17 protein-coding genes are annotated in these 18,061 nt (G+C 63.3%); 7 read left to right on the forward strand and 10 right to left on the reverse strand.

Annotated features, from left to right (window positions below):
* Positions 1-22: 22 nt before the first annotated feature.
* From KU884_RS16370 to KU884_RS16390, 5 genes are all read left to right on the forward strand, one after another.
* The gene (locus tag KU884_RS16370) at positions 23-1,081 is read left to right on the forward strand and encodes a PilW family protein (RefSeq protein WP_167783614.1); all 1,059 of its coding nucleotides are present in this window, start codon (positions 23-25) and stop codon (positions 1,079-1,081) included.
* 16 nt (positions 1,082-1,097) lie between these two features.
* Positions 1,098-1,667 carry a PilX N-terminal domain-containing pilus assembly protein gene (locus KU884_RS16375; RefSeq protein ID WP_167783615.1) on the forward strand — a complete coding sequence of 190 codons (570 nt, stop codon included), beginning with the start codon at positions 1,098-1,100 and terminating at the stop codon, positions 1,665-1,667.
* 22 nt (positions 1,668-1,689) lie between these two features.
* A complete protein-coding gene (locus KU884_RS16380) occupies positions 1,690-4,995 on the forward strand; it encodes a pilus assembly protein (protein WP_167783616.1) in 3,306 nt (1,101 codons plus the stop codon).
* 1 nt (position 4,996) lies between these two features.
* On the forward strand, positions 4,997-5,440 hold the full coding sequence (locus KU884_RS16385; RefSeq protein ID WP_167783617.1) for a type IV pilin protein: 444 nt from the start codon (positions 4,997-4,999) through the stop codon (positions 5,438-5,440).
* Between the two features lie 84 nt (positions 5,441-5,524).
* The gene (locus KU884_RS16390) at positions 5,525-6,076 is read left to right on the forward strand and encodes a GspH/FimT family pseudopilin (RefSeq protein ID WP_167784310.1); all 552 of its coding nucleotides are present in this window, start codon (positions 5,525-5,527) and stop codon (positions 6,074-6,076) included.
* A gap of 253 nt (positions 6,077-6,329) precedes the next feature.
* Here KU884_RS16390 and ispH read toward each other — a convergent pair whose 3' ends face one another.
* The 7 genes from ispH to murJ all read right to left on the reverse strand — a co-directional run bounded on the left by ispH (position 6,330) and on the right by murJ (position 14,178).
* A complete protein-coding gene (gene ispH / locus KU884_RS16395; protein ID WP_167783618.1) occupies positions 6,330-7,298 on the reverse strand; it encodes a 4-hydroxy-3-methylbut-2-enyl diphosphate reductase in 969 nt (322 codons plus the stop codon).
* Positions 7,299-7,530: 232 nt separating this feature from the next.
* Positions 7,531-7,824: a type II toxin-antitoxin system RelE/ParE family toxin gene (locus KU884_RS16400; RefSeq protein WP_167783619.1), complete on the reverse strand. Its 294-nt coding sequence runs from the start codon at positions 7,822-7,824 to the stop codon at positions 7,531-7,533.
* Positions 7,821-8,045 carry an addiction module protein gene (locus KU884_RS16405; protein WP_167783620.1) on the reverse strand — a complete coding sequence of 75 codons (225 nt, stop codon included), beginning with the start codon at positions 8,043-8,045 and terminating at the stop codon, positions 7,821-7,823. The genes KU884_RS16400 and KU884_RS16405 overlap by 4 nt, the downstream gene beginning before the upstream one ends.
* Before the next feature lie 135 nt (positions 8,046-8,180).
* Entirely contained in the window at positions 8,181-8,666 is a 486-nt protein-coding gene (gene lspA / locus KU884_RS16410) for a signal peptidase II (protein ID WP_167783621.1), read from the reverse strand.
* A gap of 6 nt (positions 8,667-8,672) precedes the next feature.
* Positions 8,673-11,510 carry an isoleucine--tRNA ligase gene (gene ileS / locus KU884_RS16415; RefSeq protein ID WP_167783622.1) on the reverse strand — a complete coding sequence of 946 codons (2,838 nt, stop codon included), beginning with the start codon at positions 11,508-11,510 and terminating at the stop codon, positions 8,673-8,675.
* A gap of 163 nt (positions 11,511-11,673) precedes the next feature.
* Entirely contained in the window at positions 11,674-12,609 is a 936-nt protein-coding gene (gene ribF, locus KU884_RS16420) for a bifunctional riboflavin kinase/FAD synthetase (RefSeq protein WP_167783623.1), read from the reverse strand.
* A gap of 9 nt (positions 12,610-12,618) precedes the next feature.
* Entirely contained in the window at positions 12,619-14,178 is a 1,560-nt protein-coding gene (gene murJ / locus KU884_RS16425; protein WP_167783624.1) for a murein biosynthesis integral membrane protein MurJ, read from the reverse strand.
* A 155-nt stretch (positions 14,179-14,333) separates the two neighbouring features.
* On the opposite strand from murJ, the gene KU884_RS16430 reads away from it, so the two are divergent.
* Positions 14,334-14,921, forward strand: coding sequence for a methyltransferase domain-containing protein (locus KU884_RS16430; RefSeq protein WP_167783625.1), 588 nt, complete (start codon positions 14,334-14,336; stop codon positions 14,919-14,921).
* 135 nt (positions 14,922-15,056) lie between these two features.
* On the opposite strand, the gene KU884_RS16435 is transcribed toward KU884_RS16430, so the two are convergent.
* Complete coding sequence (locus tag KU884_RS16435) at positions 15,057-15,512, reverse strand: SRPBCC domain-containing protein (RefSeq protein WP_167783626.1); 456 nt, start codon at positions 15,510-15,512, stop codon at positions 15,057-15,059.
* A 112-nt stretch (positions 15,513-15,624) separates the two neighbouring features.
* On the opposite strand from KU884_RS16435, the gene KU884_RS16440 reads away from it, so the two are divergent.
* The gene (locus tag KU884_RS16440; RefSeq protein ID WP_167783627.1) at positions 15,625-17,073 is read left to right on the forward strand and encodes a glyceraldehyde-3-phosphate dehydrogenase; all 1,449 of its coding nucleotides are present in this window, start codon (positions 15,625-15,627) and stop codon (positions 17,071-17,073) included.
* Positions 17,074-17,130: 57 nt separating this feature from the next.
* Here the strand turns inward: KU884_RS16440 and KU884_RS16445 are convergent, their stop codons facing one another.
* Positions 17,131-17,496 (reverse strand): PilZ domain-containing protein, encoded by a 366-nt coding sequence (locus tag KU884_RS16445; RefSeq protein ID WP_167783628.1) that lies wholly within the window; start codon positions 17,494-17,496, stop codon positions 17,131-17,133.
* 58 nt (positions 17,497-17,554) lie between these two features.
* Positions 17,555-18,058, reverse strand: coding sequence for a DUF411 domain-containing protein (locus KU884_RS16450; protein WP_167783629.1), 504 nt, complete (start codon positions 18,056-18,058; stop codon positions 17,555-17,557).
* Positions 18,059-18,061: the final 3 nt, after the last annotated feature.

Raw genomic sequence — 18,061 nt, forward strand, 5'->3', positions numbered from 1 at the left:
AATTCACAGCCGGCGATTGGCCGTGAGCGGGTTCTCCCTGATCGAGCTGATGATCGCAATGGCGATCTCACTGATCCTGCTTTTGGGTGTCACCCAGATCTACCTCGGGACGTCAGCGACGAACCGCGCCCAGGAAGGCTTATCCCGGGTGCAGGAAAACGCGCGTTTTGCCATTGACAGCCTGTCACGCGAGATCCGGATGGCCGGATACAACGGCTGTCCACGCTCAAAATCGCCCGAACTCAGCATCATGGCCAACGATGCCGACGCGGATTTCATTTTCAGCGGCCGGAGCGTGATCGGAGTTGACAACGCCGCCAGCGCAGGCACTGATTTCTGGCTTAATGGTTTACCGGACAACCTCGAAGACGAACAACCCGCAATCCGCGTGACGTTTTCCAGTGGCTCCGACATCGCGACCATTCCGGACAGTTTCGGCAACAGCGCTCAGCTCCAGATTGGTTCTAACGAGGTCGGATTCCGGCAGAACGATTTCATCACCATCACGGATTGCGAGACGGCGCATATCGCAGAGATCACCCGAAATCCCCAGAATGATGACGAGGACGCCGACAAGATCAATATTTCGCACGGAAACACCGGAAATAGCCCACATCGATGGTGTGACGAACCATCCGAGGAAGATTGCAACCAGAACCAGGCCTTCCAGAACTACGACGACGGCGCGCAGGCCATGCAGTTCTACTCGTACACGTTTTACCTGGCCGAGAACGGGAGCGGTGCGCCGTCCCTGTATCGGCGTGATGACATGCGATCCGGGGGCGAGGCCGAAGTCCGCGAACTTGTGGAAAACGTAGAGGCCATGCGCATCCAGTATGGGGAGGACACCAGCGGGGACTTCCAGGTCAACCGCTATCGCACGGCGAGCCAGCTCAGCGACAACGACTGGCAGAACGTCCTCAGTGTCCGCATCTCCGTCCTCTTCGCCAGCGACGAAGTGCTCTCGGAAGCACGTGCCACCGATTTCAGCCTGCTGGGCGAGACGATCCCTACGGATGCTGACCGACGTGTGCGCCAGGTGGCCACGACGACGATTTCCCTGAGAAACCGGCTGCAGTAATGGCGCGGGAGCCCAAATGCCCATGCATGTAAACAACCGACTGACAGCAAGCACTGCCTTCTCTGCCCGACAGCGGGGCGCGGTATTAATCGTATCCCTGATTCTGCTGCTGGTCATGACCATCATTGGTGTGTTCGCCATGCGCGGCACCACCATGGAAGAACGGATGGCCGGCAACATGCGTGACCGGAGCATGGCATTCGAAGCCGGCGAGTCGGCACTCCGGGACGCCGAACGGTGGCTCGACAACCAGGGAAGGGAGTTGAATTTCAGCACGGAAGACGGCGCCGACGCACATCTCTTCCATTACTCGGACTTCGGTGATGACAGACCGCAACGTCCATGGGAGTTAACCGGCAACCCCTGGGTGACGGCCGGATCACCCATCGAGGGCCTATCACGCCCGCCCGAGTACATCATCGAACAGCGGCCGTTCTCGCTGGATCGCGAAGTCGAGGATCTGTCCGCTGATGCGCCGCCGCCCCAGAACTCGGATCAGCTATTCCGCATCTGGGTGCAGGCGTGGGGTGGTTCCGCATCGGAACAGCCGTTCGTCTATCTGGAATCCCAGTATCGCCCGCAGTAATCACCCGAGCAGGAGCACACCAATGAAACGTAGTCACGGGTACAGACAGACATCGGTCCTGCTGGCATCGGGCTTTCTGACGGCAGGGGCGCTGATGTCATCCGCGCACGCCGGCCTGAACCTGACAACAAACCCCTTATTCCTCGCAAGCGGGATCGAGCCGAACGTCATGTTCACTATTGACGACTCAGGGTCGATGCGTTACGAGATCACTCCTGATGAACTACGCCCGTCTGCTGGATACCGCTATCTATACCCGGAAAGCGACGACGTATATGGGAGTGGCGGCTACAACGTAAATAATCCTTACAATGAAGAAGGGGAACCATCGGATCCGCGGTTTTTGTCCGCTGATTTTAACTCTACATACTACGACCCAACGGTGAATTATCGCCCTTGGATCCGGGCAGACGGTACGCGATTTCCGGATGCTGACGAAACAGCGGCCGTATATAACCCGGCAGCACCCTCACGGGGCGAGCCGATGGACCTCACTACGGATAACAACTGGGGTGATGCGACCTACTTCCCGGCCACTTATTATGTCTACGAAGGCGGGGCAAACGGCGATCCAGAAAATCATGATGACTATCAGCTCATCGAGATCGTTGAAGGGAGCACCTACAAGGGCGGTCCCAACCGGAGTGACTGTGGACCCAACCCGGAGCAATGTTCTTACGAGCAGGAAATCCAGAACTTCGCGAACTGGTTTAGCTACTACCGCTCTCGTGGACTGGCCGCGCGCGGTGCGATCGGACGCGCATTCGCACCACAGGATAGCGGTATACGTGTGGGTTTTGGCTCCATCAACCAATCTGGCAACGATGTCGATGGTGTTAACACCAGCACTGTAAGCCAAGGCGTCCGTGTGTTCAGCGGAGATAACCGGCAGGAATTTTATGATGCCCTCTATGATCCGGATATCCCGGCCTCTGGAACACCACTGCGAAGGGCAGCCGTGGATGTCGGCGAGTACTTTTCTCGAGATGATCAGCGTGGGCCGTGGAGCACGACTCCCGGTGAGTTGGGAGGCTCCGATCTTGAGTGTCGACGGAGTTCTCATGTCCTGATGACGGACGGCTACTGGAGCGGGCCCTCCCCAAATGTCGGTAACGTCGATGGCACCTCCGGGGAGGTCATACCAAGACCAGACGACGACGGAGACACTTACCAATACGTCCCCGGCGCACCATTCGAGGATGATTACTCCAACACCCTCGCCGATGCAGCAATGGCATATTGGAAACGGGATCTGCGAGAGGATCTTCGTAACAGGGTTCCAACGACCGAGAATAATCCTGCGTACTGGCAACACCTCACCACCTACGGTGTGGGACTTGGGGTAAACGGAACCGTCGATCCGGATGATGCTTTTGCGGCAATACAAAGCGGCGACACGATTGATTGGCCGGATCCACAAAATAGCAATGAAGCAAAACTAGACGACCTACTTCATGCAGCCGTTAATACACGTGGCGGTTTCTTTAGCGCGCAGGATCCAGAAACATTCGCCGAGGAACTCAGTGATCTCCTAACCGGAATCGCGGCCGAGGCCAATCGCTCTACCGGCGGCGTCTCCGCAAATAGCACTGCACTGCAGGACGGCACTTTACTCTTTCAAGCCCGTTTCGAAAGCGGATCATGGACGGGTGATTTGGAGGCCTATGATGCCACTTCGAACGATATGGCACCTGTATGGGTCGCCTCGGAACAAGTTCCCCATTACAGCAATCGCCGAATCATAGCGGGCGATGGGATTGATCTGGAACAGGATGCTTTCGGTGGAAACCGGGAACGCTGGGATTGGTTTCGTGGCAACCTTGACTTGGACGAAATGGCAGAATTCCGTGATCGGGGAGGCAATCCGATAGGGGACATCATCAACAGCGAGCCTGTTCTGGCCGGCACGTTCGATTTCCAGTATGAACGACTCCCGAGCAATGAGGGTGGTGACTCTTACAGAGACTTCTTTGACGACCACAAGACGCATGACGTTGTCTTCATTGGCGCGAACGATGGGATGCTGCATGCCTTCGATGCTGAAGATGGCAGGGAACTCTTTGCGTTTGTTCCTGAAAGCGTTCTTCACAAACTGGACGACCTACCGAATCCGGAATACGCAGACAACCACCAATTCTTCGTTGATGGTTCCGTAACCGTAAACGACGCGTATATCGGTGGCCGATGGCGCACCGTACTCGTCGGCTCAACTGGGCTAGGCGGCCGGAGCGTCTTCGCCATCGATGTAACCGACCCGGAGAATCCCGAAGCGCTCTGGGAGTTCACTGACCCGGACCTAGGTTACACCGTGGGCAAACCCACGATCGCCCGTCTGGCGAACGGCGACTGGGTTGCCGCATTCGGTAACGGCTACAACAGCGAAGAGCATGACGCGGTGTTCTTCACGATCGACTTGGAGAATGGCGAAATCCAGGATCGGATCCGCCTCTCCAATGGCGCCGCCAACGACCCGAATGGTCTCGCCTCGGTCGTGCCCGCAGATCTGACCGGTGACCGGATTACCGACCGCTTCTATGCGGGCGATCTGAACGGCAACATGCACCGCATCGATGCATCGGACGCTGACAACCTCGAGGCCAACGTGCTTTTCCAGGCCACTGACCGGGAGAGCGGCCAGCCGCAGCCCATTACTTCGCGTCCGGCGGTGAGCGGTCATCCGGACCCCGGTGTGGTGATGGTGTTCTTCGGGACGGGCCAGTTCCTGGAGAATGGCGACAACGTCATCGCTGACGACGAACAGATTCAAACTTTTTACGGGGTCCGGGACGACGGCGACGTGACCGACGTGGACCGCGGCGATCTCCTGCCTCAGGAAATCGAGGAGCAATCGGAACAGGACGGCTTCCGTATCCGTCGGTCTTCCCGGAACTCCTTCAGCGAAGACGATCCCGAGGGCGGCTGGTTCATCGACCTGCTCTTTGACGGGGTGCGCGGCACGCCGCAACGCGGCGAACGGGTGCTCTTCGCACCGCAACTGGCAGCCGGGCGGGTGAGCTTCACCACATTCACACCCAACGACGAAGATCCGTGCGCCGGGGGTGGATTCAACTGGTTGATGGAACTCAATGCCATCGACGGCTCCCAGAGCGACCGCCCAATCTTCGATCTGAGCGGGGATGGCGAAATGGACTTTGACGGATCCGGGGTAGCTTTCGGCGAAGGCCCCCCCACACCGGAGGGGCAGACACTTGAAGTGGATGATGAAACGGGGGAGCTGGTCTACGACGTCGACGAGGACCGTCTTGGTCGGGACCGCTCCTACGATGCCGGCGTGCTCGGGCGGCAGTCCTGGCGGGAGTTCGACTAAAATGAATACAATAAGACGGCAGCAATCCCCGGGATCGGTCTACCCCCGTTCCTGGGGCCAGCAGGGCGGGATCACGCTTATCGAGCTCATGGTCGTGGTTGCCATCATCGGCATCCTCGCCGCGATCGGATACCCGTCCTATCAGAACCACGTTGAGAATACGCGCCGGGCCGACGGGCACAGCGCACTGATGCAGACCGCACAGCGGCTGGAGCGCTGTTATACGACGCAGCAGTCCTACACGGATAACAGCGGTGATCTCTGTGTCGACTTGAACGATTCCGACGATGGCTACTATGCATTGTCTGCATCGGACGTGAGCGCGAACACGTTCACTCTGAGGGCAACCCCTCAGGGCCCACAGACGAGTGATGACTGTGGCTGGCTGGAACTGGACCAGCGCGGCGACCAAGACGCTCAGGGAGATGCGGACGACTGTTGGTAAACAAGCGCGCATGGAGCGGTTGAAAACCTTTCAACTCGAAACACACTTCCCGATTGAGAGACCGAAGGACAGGAGGAACTCGCCATGGAACGGCGATCTCACTCAGGCTTCACGCTGGTGGAGCTACTCATAGCCATCGTTGTGGCGGCGATCCTTTTTGCGGTTGCCATTCCCTCGTTCAACGAACTCCTGGAGCGCCAGCGAAGCTGGTCCTCGCTAAATGAACTCCGTACCGGCCTGCACCAGGCTCGCGAATATGCGGCACGGCACGCCGTGCGGATAACGGTCTGCCGCAGCGCCGATGGCGACACCTGCCTCGCTGGCGACCGCTGGAGCGACGGCTGGATCGTGTTCGAGGACCCCTCGAACCTGCGGGACTGCAGCGTCACCTCCTCCGGCGTCTGTGACCACGGCGGTCGCGTACTCTCGGTGAGTCCGGGAACCGGCAACGGCATTTATATCACCGCCAATCATTTCGTGCGGAACACCGTGCGGTTCTACCCGGAAGGGTTTGCCAGAGCGTCCAATGGCACGTTCACGGCGTGCAGTGCGGATGGTGAGGTGTTGCGGGGCATGGTTCTGGCGTTTTCCGGGCGGGCGCGGGTGGCAGAGGCGGGGGATAATACGAGCTGTTGAGGGGGCTTGCGGCAGAACCGGGGAGCCAAGTGCAGGAGCGGCTTTAGCCGCGATGCATTCCAGAGCCTCTCTCGTCATGGGCGGATCTGTCGGGGCTAAAGCCCCTCCCACAGAGGCCCAGTAGCCGTAGGGTGCATCTTGATGCACCGTGACAACCCTGGCTCGGGCCGCCATGGCCCGCTGGTCTTGGGAAGGTGCATCAAGATGCACCCTACGTGGCGAAAGCCCTCCCACGGAGGCCCGCGCAGTCACCCTACGTGGCAGTGCGCTCCTTGCCGGCGCGGATGAGGTCGCGGGGCAGGGAGAAAACGACCTGCTCTTCGCGGCCGGCGAGTTCGCGGGGTTTTTCCACGCCCCATTGCTGGAGGCGGTCCAGGACTTCAGTGACCAGCTCCTCGGGTGCGGATGCGCCAGCCGTCAGGCCAATGCGTTCGTGACCCCGGATCCACTCTTCACGCAGATCCTCGGCGGAGTCGATCTGGTAGGCGGGGATGCCCATGCGTTCGCCGAGCTCGCGCAGGCGGGTGGAGTTGGAGGAATTGCGGGCGCCGACGACGATGAGCATGTCGGACTGCTCGGCGAGCTCCTTCACGGCATCCTGGCGGTTCTGGGTGGCGTAGCAGATGTCGTCCTTACGCGGACCCTGAATTGCGGGGAAGCGCGCCTGCAGGGCTTCGATGATCTGGGCGGTGTCGTCGGTGGACAGTGTGGTCTGGCTGACGAAGGCCAGGTCGTCCGGATTCTTCACCTGCAGGGTGGCCACGTCCGCGGTTTTCTCCACAAGGTAGATGCCTCCGCTCTCGGTGCCTTCACCCACATACTGCCCCATGGTGCCTTCGACTTCCGGGTGACCGTCATGGCCGATGAGCACCACTTCCCGGCCCTCGCGGGCGTGTTTTTCCACTTCCAGGTGGACCTTGGTGACCAGCGGGCAGGTGGCGTCGAACACGCGCAGGCCGCGCTGGGCTGCCTCGTCACGCACGGCCTGGGAGACACCGTGGGCGCTGAAGATCACGGTGGCGCCGTCGGGGATCTCGCGAACCTCTTCCACGAACACCGCACCCTTGTCCCGGAGGCCGTCCACCACCCGTTTGTTGTGCACCACCTCGTGGCGCACGTAGATCGGCGCGCCGAAGTTCTCCAGGGCGCGCTCGACGATGATGATGGCGCGGTCCACGCCGGCGCAGAAGCCGCGTGGGTTGGCGAGGAGGATGCGGGGCATAGTTGGTTCCAGTCGGTGGATATGATCAGGTATATATTGTATCCCCCAGGAACGTTTCGCCCAAACGCAAGGTTGCGGTTCATCAGGCCGTGGCGTGGGCGGGTGGGCCTTAGCGTCGTAGGACGGACCTTCAGGTCCGCCATCTCCAGACAAGCAAGCGAAGGCGGTTTATCGCCTTGCTCACCGGAAAATCAGGAGCGGAGCGAGTAATTTTTCCGCGTGTAGTAACTTGTTAAAGCCTGCCAAGCCAATACTGGGGACGACGACGGTCATGAGCGACGGCAAGAATCTGTATGATGTGCGTCTTTTCGAGATAAATCAGCGACAATGGAAATCGGTGGAGGGGCGCTCTGCGAATATTGGGCTCAGCCTCAACCTGCCACGCCTTTGGCGTCTCACAAACCAGGTTTATCAGCGCTTCAAATTCCTCAATAAGGGCGTCACCCAAACCTGGAACACGGGATTCGTAATAGCCCACTGACTCCAGGAATTCGGCTTCCGCTGCCGGGTGAAAATCGTACTTCATCTAACCAGTGCTCGCGCCTTCCTCAATACTTCTTCCCCAGGGATCGCGTGCGCCGTTCCTTCATCCAGCTCTTTAGCCCTGCGCTGGGCTTCACTCAGCCACTCGGCCCTGACCTCCTCCGGAGACGGAGAGTCAAGGCTAAGCACCAGGCGCTGAATCAACTGGGCGCGGTCTTCCTTGGAGAGGTGCAGAGCTTCGTCTTCGATCTTCTGTCGATCCATAGGAATAACCTTTCTTTTGTCTATGGAAAATTCTGACACGAAGGCCTGAACAGTGCCACGGCATCAGTACTGGTTGCTTTAAAGGAGCATCAACGGCGGACCTTATGGTCCACCCTACGCGGGGCTCGCGAGCGCTCAGGAGCCGCGGGTCTGGCGGCCTTCCAGGAAGAAGGCGTGGATGAGGATCAGGATCACGCCGATGGTGATGGCGGAGTCGGCGATGTTGAAGATGGGGTAGTGCCAGTCCTGCCAGTGGACGTGGATGAAGTCGATGACGTGACCATAGGCGAGCCGATCGATGACGTTGCCGATGGCGCCACCCAGGATCAGGGACAGGCCCCAGGTCTGCCAGCGGTCCCAGGGCGGCAGGCGCCGCAGCCAGATGATCAGGAACACGCTCACCGCCAGGGCGAAGCCGGTGAACAGCCAGCGCTGCCAGCCGCCGGCATCCCCCAGGAGACTGAAGGCGGCACCGGGGTTGTAGCCAAGGGTCAGGCTGAACACGGGCAGGAGTTGAACAGGCTCGTAGAGCTCCAGCCACGCCTCGGCGGCCAGCTTGGTGAGCTGATCGGCAACGATCACCGCCAGGGCGATCACGCTCCACAGGGGCACCCGCAGCATGCGCCGTCAGGCCACGCTGCGCTGTTCGCCGTCGGCGTCGATGTTGACCACGCAACGCCCGCACAGTGACGGATGGGCGGCATGGCTGCCGACATCGGGGCGGCGGTGCCAGCAGCGAGCGCACTTCTCGTGGGCCGAGCGCACCGCGACAATGCCCAGCTCGCCGCCCTGCTCGAGGTGGGCCCGGGCGGCGGTCGCCGGCATGGCGTCGGCCGGATGCAGGCGTGCCTCGGAGGTGATCAGCAGGAAACGCAGCTCATCACCCAACCGCTGGAGCTGGGCGAGGAGCTCCGGCTGGCAGTAGAGATCCACCTCGGCGTCCAGGGACGCGCCGATGTGGTTGTCGTTGCGCAGGGTCTCCAGCTCCCGGGCCACCGCCTCGCGCACGCCCACGATCTGCTCCCAGAACGCCCGACCGAAGCCATCCGCCCCATCCAGGGGCACGAGTTGGTCGTACCACTCGGCGGTGAACACGGTATCGCCACGCGTGCCGGGCAGGTGCTGCCAGAGCTCGTCGGCGGTGAAGCTGAGAACCGGGGTGATCCAGCGCACCAGGGCCTCGGCGATGTGGTACATGGCCGTCTGGCAGGAGCGCCGCGCCAGGCTGTTCTCCGGCGTGGTGTACTGCCGGTCCTTGGTGACATCCAGGTACAGGCTGCCCAGGTCCACGGTGCAGAAGTTGTGGATGCGGTGGTAGATGCGGTGGAACTCGTAGTGGTCGTAGCAGCGCACGATCTCGTCCTGGGCCTGCAGGGCGCGGTCCACCGCGAAGCGGTCGAAGGGCAGCATGCGTTCCGGCGGCACCATGTCGGTGGCCGGATCGAAGCCGTGCAGGTTCCCCAGCAGGAAGCGCGCGGTGTTGCGGATGCGCCGGTACGCGTCGGCGGTGCGCTTGAGAATGTCGTCGGAGACGGCCAGTTCGCCGCTGTAATCCGAGGAGGACACCCACAGCCGCAGCACGTCGGCGCCCAGCTTGTTCATGACTTCCTGGGGGGCGATGACGTTGCCCATGGACTTGGACATCTTGCGGCCGTCGGCGTCCACGGTGAAGCCGTGGGTGAGCACGCCGCGATACGGCGCGGCATCGCGCATGGCCACCGACGTCAGCAGTGACGACTGGAACCAGCCGCGGTGCTGGTCAGAGCCTTCCAGGTAGAGATCCGCCGGCACATGGAAGCGCTCGTCAGTCTCCATGACCGTGGCGTGGGTGACGCCGGAGTCGAACCACACGTCGAGAATGTCGCGGACCTTCTCGTACTGATCGGCCTCGTTACCGAGCAGGTCGGCGGGCTCGATGTCGTACCAGGCATCGATGCCATCTGCCTCCATGCGCTGGGCGACGGCTTCCATGAGCTGCGGCGTATCCGGGTGCGGCTCGCCGGTGCGCTTGTCCACGAACAGGGCAATGGGCACACCCCAGTTGCGCTGCCGGGAGATGCACCAGTCCGGGCGGTTGCGCACCATGCCGTCGATGCGCTGCTCGCCCCAGGCGGGCATCCACTTCACGCCACTGATGGCGCCCAGCGCCTTTTGCCTCAAGCCGGCCTGTTCCAGGTTGATGAACCACTGGGGCGTGGCGCGGAACAGGATGGGCGTCTTGTGGCGCCAGCAGCAGGGGTAGCTGTGGCGGTACTGCACGTGGGCCAGCAGGGCGCCCCGCTCCTGCAGCAGATCGACAATGGAGCGGTTGGCGTCGAAGGCGAACTCGCCGGCGAAGTGCGGGGTATCCGGCAGGAAACGGCCGTCGTCGCCCACCGGGTTGGCCACCTCCAGATCGTAGGCCTGCCCCACCACGTAGTCCTCCTGACCGTGGCCGGGAGCGGTGTGCACGGCGCCGGTGCCGGCCTCGGTGGTGACGTGCTCGCCGAGGATCACCGGCACGTCCATGTCCAGGAACGGGTGGCGCAGCTGCGCGTGCTCCAGGGCAGCACCGCTGATCCGGGTCAGCTCATCCACCTCGACCATGCGATAGCGCGCCAGGGCGTCCTCGTCCAGGCCATCCACCAGCAGCAGGATCTCGCGCTCACCCTCGCGCTCCACCAGCAGCAGCCGGTAGTCCAGCTCCGGGTGCAGGGTGACGGCGCGGTTGGCCGGGATGGTCCAGGGGGTGGTGGTCCAGATGGGCACGGAGACGCGCAGCCCCGCCGTCCGGGCGGGATCGATGCCGGCCCGGGCGGCGAAATCGTCCTCGTCGACCACCATGAAACGCACGTCGATGGCCGGCGAGGTGTGATCGTGGTACTCCACCTCGGCCTCGGCCAGCGCAGAGCCGCAGTCGGCGCACCAGTGCACGGGTTTGAAACCGCGATCCATGTGCCCGCGGGCCATGATGCGCCCCAGGGAGCGCAGGATGTTGGCCTCGGTGCGGTAGTCCATGGTCAGGTAGGGCCGCTCCCAGTCGCCCAGCACCCCCAGACGCTTGAAGTCCTTGCGCTGGCCATCCACCTGGCGCAGGGCGAAGGCGCGGCAGGCGTCACGGAACTCCCGCAGGGTCACGTCGTGCCCGGCCTTGCCGATGTCATGCTCCACCTTCAGCTCGATGGGCAGGCCGTGGCAGTCCCACCCGGGCACATAGGGGGCATCGAAACCGTCCAGGGTGCGGCTTTTGACGATGATGTCCTTGATGATCTTGTTGACCGCGTGACCGATGTGGATATCGCCGTTGGCGTAGGGCGGGCCGTCGTGGAGCACGAACTTGTCCCGGCCGGCCCGCGCCTGCCGGATGGTGCCGTAGAGGTCCATGGACTCCCAGCGCTGCAACATCTCCGGCTCGCGTTTGGCCAGGTTGCCGCGCATGGGAAAGTCGGTCTTCGGCAGGTTCAGGGTGTGTTTGTAGTCGCTCACCGGTGCACTCGCTTTTCTCGATCTTCAGGCGCGTGTAAACCGTCAAGTTTACCAGATCAAGGCTCCGGTCTCCGCACCGGGGTTTCCGGGGTCGGTGATGGGAATACGATGGGCGGATCTGCTCTGGGATGGTCGCGGCTGAAGCCGCTCCTACAGTCCGGGGTCAGCGCTTTCCAAGGCCGTACCAGGCGCGGGCGGCGTCCACGTCGCGGGCGATCTGCTCGCGCAGGGCGTCCAGGGAGTCATAGCGCTCCTGACCACGCAGCCACTCGCGGAAGGTCACCCGCAGGTGGCGCCCGTACAGGCTGCCGCTGTACTCCAGTAGATAGACTTCCAGTAGCGCGCGCTGGCCGTTCACGGTGGGCCGGGTGCCCATGCTGGCAATGCCTGGCCGTGGGCCGTGACCGTCACCGATATCCACGTCGGCCACCAGAATGCCATCCATGGTCGGGCGACGGCGCAGGCGGATGTTGGCGGTGGGGAACCCCAGTTCGCGGCCGATGCGGTCACCGTGAACCACGCGGCCGGAGAGGGTATACGGGTGACCCAGCAGGCGTTCGGCCGCCGCCAGGTCGCCGCTGGCCAGGGCCTCACGCACCCGGGTGCTGCTGGCCCGGGCGCCATCCACCTGATAGGTCGGGGTGCGCTCCAGCTCGAAACCGTGCTGCTCGCTGGCCTCGCGCAGGGTGTTGAAATCACCGGCCCGTTGATGGCCGAAGCGGAAGTCGTCACCGACAATCAGAAACTGCACCCCCAGGCGCTCCAGCAGCAGATCCTGGATGAATGCCTGGGGTGTCATGGCCGCCAGGGAGGGCCGGAACGGCAGGCAGAGAAACCGGTCGACACCGGCGGCGTCCAGCGACAACGCCTTGTCACGCAGGGGCGTAATGCGCGCCGGCGCCTCCTCCGGGCGGAACACCTCCAGCGGGTGCGGCTCGAAGCTCATGGCCAGGGTCGGCAGCCCGAGACGATCTCCCGCCTCCCGCAACCGCCGCAGGATGGTCTGGTGACCCAGGTGCACGCCGTCGAAGTTGCCGATGGTGGCAACACAGCCGCGGTGCCGGGGCTTGAGGTTGTACTGCCCGCGAATCAGTTCCATGCAGTGGTCTCAGTCGCTCGCCGGTGCCGGTTCCCGCAGCATGCGGGGCCGCAGCCCGAGTAATAACAGGGTGCCCGCGTAGAGCACCACCCCCAGCAGCAGCCAGCCGCTGAGAGCGAGAATCCGCTCGCCCACGCCGGCGGTCATCCACGCCTGCAGTTCGCCCACGGCCAGCCACAGTACACCACCCATGACGGTGGTGGCCGCGGCAATCTGCCCGAACAGCCGCCCCCAGCCACGATCCGGGGCGTAGACGTTGCGCCGTCGCAGCCCGAGATAGAGCATGCCAGCGTTGAGCATGGCGGCGACACCCGTCGCCGTGGCGAGGGCAGCATGCCCCACCTCCGTGTCGATGAGCAGGTACACCGCGGTGGTGCTCATGAGCATGTTGGCCACCATGCTGGTGGCGGCGCATTTCACCGGCGTGCGCATGTCCTGCCGGGCAAAGTAACCCGGGGAGAGCACCTTGACCATGATGAAGCCGGTGAGCCCCACGGCGTAGGCGATGACACTGAGCTGCGCCGCCTGCACGTCCCGGGTTGTGAAGGCGCCGTGCTGGAACAGCGTCGAGAGAATGGGCCCCGCCATCACTGCCAGCCCAACTGTTGCCGGGATGGCGATGAGCATGGCCCAGCGCAGCGCCCAGTCCAGGGTGCGGGAGAAATGCGCCGGGGAACTGGCCGCATGCTCGCTGGACAACCGCGGCAGGATCACCGTGCCCAGCGCCACCCCGAACACGCCTAGCGGGAACTCCATGAGCCGGTCGGAGTAATACAGCCAGCTCACGCTGCCGGTGATCAGGAACGACGCCAGGATGGTGTCCACCAGCAGGTTGATCTGCGCCACCGAGGAGCCGAAGATCGCCGGCAGCATCAGCCGCATGATCCGGCGCACGCCGGAATCCCGCCAGTTGGGCCGCGGCAGGGTGAGCATACCCACGGCACGCAGGAACGGCAGCATCAGCAGGAGCTGGGCAATGCCGGCGATGAACACGCCCCAGGCCAGCGCCCGGATGGGCTCGTCGAACCAGGCCGTCCACCACCAGGCGCTGGCGATCAGGATCACGTTCAGCAGCACCGGCGCGAAGGCCGGCGGGCCGAAGCGGCCGTAGGTGTTCAGCACGCCCTGGGCGCAGGCCACCATGGAGATGAACAGGAGATACGGGAAGGTGATCCGCAGCATGTCCGCCGCCATGCCGAACTTCTCCGGCTCGTCCATGAACCCGGGGGCGAACACCATGACCAGGTAGTCCGCGCCCAGCACGGCGAGGACGGTCAACACCAGCAGGATCAGGAACAGCACCCCCGACGCCCGGCTCACCAGGGTACGCACGGCTGCGGCGTCATGGTGGGTGCGGTACTCCGAGAGCACGGGCACGAAGGCGTGGGAGAACGCCCCTTCGGCGAACAACCGGCGCATGAAGTTGGGGATCTTGAAGGCGACGAAGAAGGCGTCGGTGGCGGCGCTGGAGCCGAACACCGCGGCGATCACCACATCCCGCGCCAGACCCAGCACCCGGGAGACCATGGTCAGTGCGCCGAACACCGCCGTGGAGCGGATCAGGCTCATGGTGTCGCGCCACCGTTGATGGGCATGTCGCTACCGTCCCCTTCTGTGCGAATGCGGGGCATCATATCGTATGCTCCGGGTTCGTCGGCAGCGTATGGGAAATCCCGACGGAAAACCGCATCATGCCGGGTGCGTCAAGACGTGGAGAAGGCAGCATGAGCACGGAAACCCGTGAGTACTGGGAGGAGCGCTGGCAGGCGGGCCGAACGGCCTGGGACCGGGGGGCGCCGAGCCCGGCCCTGCGCCACTGGCTGGAGCGGGATCTGATCCCGCCTGGGCGGATTCTGGTCCCCGGCTGCGGCAACGGCTACGAGGTGGAGGCGCTGGCCGGGGCCGGCTTTCAGGTGACGGCCCTGGACATCGTTCCGGGGCCGCTGGAATCGCTGCGTGCACGGCTTGCCGAGCGCGGGCTGGAGGCCGAACTCGTGCAGGACGACGTGTTCACCTATGGCCCCGCTGAACCCTTCGATGCCGTCTATGAGCAAACCTGCCTGTGTGCGTTCAATCCGGACGCACGGCCGGCGTACGTTCGACAACTCACCCGCTGGGTGCGCCCGGGCGGCACGCTGCTGGCGCTATTCGCCCAGACACCCTGGCGCAATGGGCCGCCGTTCCATTCACCGCCGGAGCAGATGCGTGCACTGTTCACCGATGATCAGTGGCAGTGGCCGGAGCAGGCGGACCTGACCGTGCCCCATGAGGCGGGGTTTCAGGAACTGGGGTATCGGTTGGTACGGCGGTGATGGGTAATGACGGATTCGTAGGGTGCATCTTGATGCACCGTGCAAGACCTGCCAACCAAAGAGGGTCGATCCGAGGGTGTCACGGTGCATCAAGATGCACCCTACGCGGGTTGAAGGCCACCGCGATCGCCACCTTCACTCGCTGCCGGCGCGGCCGATGGACTCCACGCGGTCCCGCAGCGCCCGGTTCATGGCCTCGCAGCCGGCGCGGGTGGGCTTGCCCATGCGCCACCAGAGTAGCGGCAGGAGGATGCCGCTGAACTTCTCGCGGTGGCGCAGCAGCGTGTCACCGTCTTCCGTCGGCTCCAGCTCGAAACGGTGCTCGCCATCGAACAGCCCCGGCACGCCCAGACGACCGAGCCAGCTCAGCTCCTGCTCCGGAAGCACGCGCAGGACTTCCGGGCGAAAGCGCATGGGCCGGCGGTCCGGGAGCGCGACGGTGATCTCCAGGCGCTCGCCGGTGTCCGCATGGCCCTCGATGGCGGTGATCAGGGGATTCCACAGAGGATAGGCCGGGAAGTCCAGCAGCACGCGCCAGACGGCAGCCGGAGCCGCCTGAATGTGCACTTCGGTGACGATCTCTTTGCGCATCCAGTGTTCCCTAAACAACCTGATTTTTATAGAATCGCGCACCGCTGCCCTTCCCGGCAATGCGCCGAAACGCATTGTCCGCCATCGGCCTGACCGGCGACACGGAGTACTCATGAACCACGAACAGCAGGATTCCTACCTCAACGACTGGACCCAGCGCCAGGAACTCGCCGAAGAGATGCTGCCGCTGATTGGCAGGCTCTACCGGGATCGCGGTGTGGTGCTGCGCATCTACGGCCGGCCGCTGATCAATTGCACCCCCATCGACATCCTCAAGGCGCACCGGTTCGTCAAGCAGTACGACGCCGAGGGTCTGTCCATCCACAACACCCTGCCGGTGCTCCAGGAGATGGCCAAGCTGGACCTCTCCCCGGCGCGGGTGGACCTGGGCAAGCTCACCAGCGGCTACCTCAACGAGGCCGACAAGGACGAGAGCATCCGTGACTACGTGACGCGCAAGCTCGAGAGCATCGCCGACGGTCGCGGCAGCCTGCAGTTGAAAGAGCCCCAGGATGTGGTGCTGTACGGCTTTGGCCGCATTGGCCGGCTGCTGGCGCGCCAGCTCATCGAGCGCACCGGCAGCGGTAACAAGCTGCGGCTGCGGGCCATTGTGGTGCGCAAGGGCAAGGGCCATGACATCGCCAAGCGCGCCAGCCTGCTGCGGCGCGACTCCGTGCACGGCCCCTTTGACGGCACCATCAACGTGGTGGAAGACGCCAACGCGCTGATCGCCAACGGCAATTTCATCCAGATCATCTACGCCGACTCGCCGGAAGAGATCGATTACACCCAGTATGGCATCAATAACGCCCTGATCGTGGACAACACCGGCAAGTGGCGGGATCCGGAGGGCCTGGGTCTGCATCTGAAGGCCAAGGGCGCCGGCAAGGTCCTGCTCACGGCCCCGGGCAAGGGCGACATGCCGGACATTGTCCACGGCGTGAACCACAACGTCCTCAAGGCGGACGATCGCATTGTCTCCGCGGCGAGTTGCACCACCAACGCCATCGTGCCGGTGCTCAAGGCCATCAACGACGAGTTCGGCATCGAGCACGGCCACGTGGAGACGGTGCACTCCTACACCAACGACCAGAACCTCATCGACAACTACCACCCCGGCTCCCGCCGCGGGCGCAGCGCGCCGCTGAACCTGGTGCTCACGGAAACCGGCGCCGCCAAGGCGGTGGCCAAGGCACTGCCGGAACTCAAGGGCCTGCTCACGGGCAATGCCATCCGTGTGCCCACGCCCAACGTGTCCCTGGCGGTCATGAACCTGACGCTGAACCGGGACACCAACAAGGACGATCTCAACGGCCACCTGCGGGACACGGCACTGTATTCCGACATGCAGGAGCAGATCGACTACACCGCCTCCACCGAGATCGTCTCCACCGACCTGGTGGGTTCGCGCCACGCCGGCGTGGTGGACTCCGCGTCGACGCTGGTCAACGGCAACAAGTGCGTGCTGTACGTGTGGTACGACAACGAGTTCGGTTACAGCTGCCAGGTCGTGCGGGTGATGCAGCAGATGGCGGGCCTGCATTTCCCGAGCGTGCCCTGATCAGCACAGGACCGCGCCCGGGCACTGCCCCGGGCGCGGTTTCCCCGGGATCGGGCGTCAGATGGTCTGAAGGCGGTAGTCTTCCATCAGCGTCTCGACGCGTTGCCGATCGTCTTCGGGCAGCACGACGAATTCCAGACCGGTGTGATGGAACACCGAACTGCCTTCCTTGCGTGACCACACGGGCCGCGCTTCCACAACCATCTCTTCGGCACCGCCGATGGGGCGATCCAGCTCCAGACGAAGGGTGATCGTATCCTGCCCGTCGGCGAGCGCCAGAGGGCGCTGGCTCTGCAGCATCAAACCGTAAACGCTGACATCCGCGAGATAGCCAACAAGGTCTCCGGTGTCAGTGCGAAAGACACGCAGGTAATGATCCAGCACCTCGCGCTGTGTCCGCCGCCCATCATCCGCTATCGCCATTAGACTCCTCCCTCAGCACCCTTGACACGATCTCTTCTTATTCAGTGATAGCGTTCCATTACTGATGGTAACTCGAAAATGTCCCGACGCGCTCACCATCGGCAAACGTTACCACGTCGTACGGATCCTTGCGGTCCCCCATTTCCATGCCGGGCGAGCCCACGGGCATGCCAGGCACGGCAATGCCATCCACGTCCGGGCGCTCCTCCAGCAGCCGGCGAATATCCGCGGCCGGGACATGCCCTTCCACCACGTAGCCGCCGACAAAGGCGGTATGACAGGAGGCCAGTTCCCGGGTCAGTCCTGCTTCCTGCTTGATGGAGTTGAGCTCGCGCTGGTCGACATCCTCCGCGTCCACATTGAAGCCCTCGTCACGCAGGTAGTCCTCCCAGGCCGTGCAGCAACCGCACTGCGGGGTCTTGTACACTTTCACGGTATCGCTGTCCGTCGCAGCCGGGGTGGCGTTGCCACCGCCGGCAATGGCCCAGGCGGCACCCGCCGCCACAACCACCAGCGCGGCCGCGCCCGCCAGCATCCAACCCTTGCGCCTGCTGTGTGCCATTAC

The organism is Aquisalimonas sp. 2447, assembly GCF_012044895.1.
In the GTDB taxonomy this organism is placed as follows: domain Bacteria; phylum Pseudomonadota; class Gammaproteobacteria; order Nitrococcales; family Aquisalimonadaceae; genus Aquisalimonas.

What these genes read in the sequence shown, in the direction of transcription:
- KU884_RS16435 (WP_167783626.1), bottom strand. Translation starts at nt 15,512, where the DNA reads ATGCGCAAAGAGATCGTCACCGAAGTGCACATTCAGGCGGCTCCGGCT.
- lspA (WP_167783621.1), bottom strand. Translation starts at nt 8,666, where the DNA reads ATGCTGCGGGTGCCCCTGTGGAGCGTGATCGCCCTGGCGGTGATCGTT.
- KU884_RS16445 (WP_167783628.1), bottom strand. Translation starts at nt 17,496, where the DNA reads ATGGCGATAGCGGATGATGGGCGGCGGACACAGCGCGAGGTGCTGGAT.
- KU884_RS16380 (WP_167783616.1), top strand. Translation starts at nt 1,690, where the DNA reads ATGAAACGTAGTCACGGGTACAGACAGACATCGGTCCTGCTGGCATCG.
- ribF (WP_167783623.1), bottom strand. Translation starts at nt 12,609, where the DNA reads ATGGAACTGATTCGCGGGCAGTACAACCTCAAGCCCCGGCACCGCGGC.
- KU884_RS16375 (WP_167783615.1), top strand. Translation starts at nt 1,098, where the DNA reads ATGCCCATGCATGTAAACAACCGACTGACAGCAAGCACTGCCTTCTCT.
- KU884_RS16390 (WP_167784310.1), top strand. Translation starts at nt 5,525, where the DNA reads ATGGAACGGCGATCTCACTCAGGCTTCACGCTGGTGGAGCTACTCATA.
- KU884_RS16440 (WP_167783627.1), top strand. Translation starts at nt 15,625, where the DNA reads ATGAACCACGAACAGCAGGATTCCTACCTCAACGACTGGACCCAGCGC.
- ispH (WP_167783618.1), bottom strand. Translation starts at nt 7,298, where the DNA reads ATGCCCCGCATCCTCCTCGCCAACCCACGCGGCTTCTGCGCCGGCGTG.
- KU884_RS16450 (WP_167783629.1), bottom strand. Translation starts at nt 18,058, where the DNA reads ATGGCACACAGCAGGCGCAAGGGTTGGATGCTGGCGGGCGCGGCCGCG.
- KU884_RS16430 (WP_167783625.1), top strand. Translation starts at nt 14,334, where the DNA reads ATGAGCACGGAAACCCGTGAGTACTGGGAGGAGCGCTGGCAGGCGGGC.
- murJ (WP_167783624.1), bottom strand. Translation starts at nt 14,178, where the DNA reads ATGAGCCTGATCCGCTCCACGGCGGTGTTCGGCGCACTGACCATGGTC.
- KU884_RS16405 (WP_167783620.1), bottom strand. Translation starts at nt 8,045, where the DNA reads ATGGATCGACAGAAGATCGAAGACGAAGCTCTGCACCTCTCCAAGGAA.
- KU884_RS16385 (WP_167783617.1), top strand. Translation starts at nt 4,997, where the DNA reads ATGAATACAATAAGACGGCAGCAATCCCCGGGATCGGTCTACCCCCGT.
- KU884_RS16400 (WP_167783619.1), bottom strand. Translation starts at nt 7,824, where the DNA reads ATGAAGTACGATTTTCACCCGGCAGCGGAAGCCGAATTCCTGGAGTCA.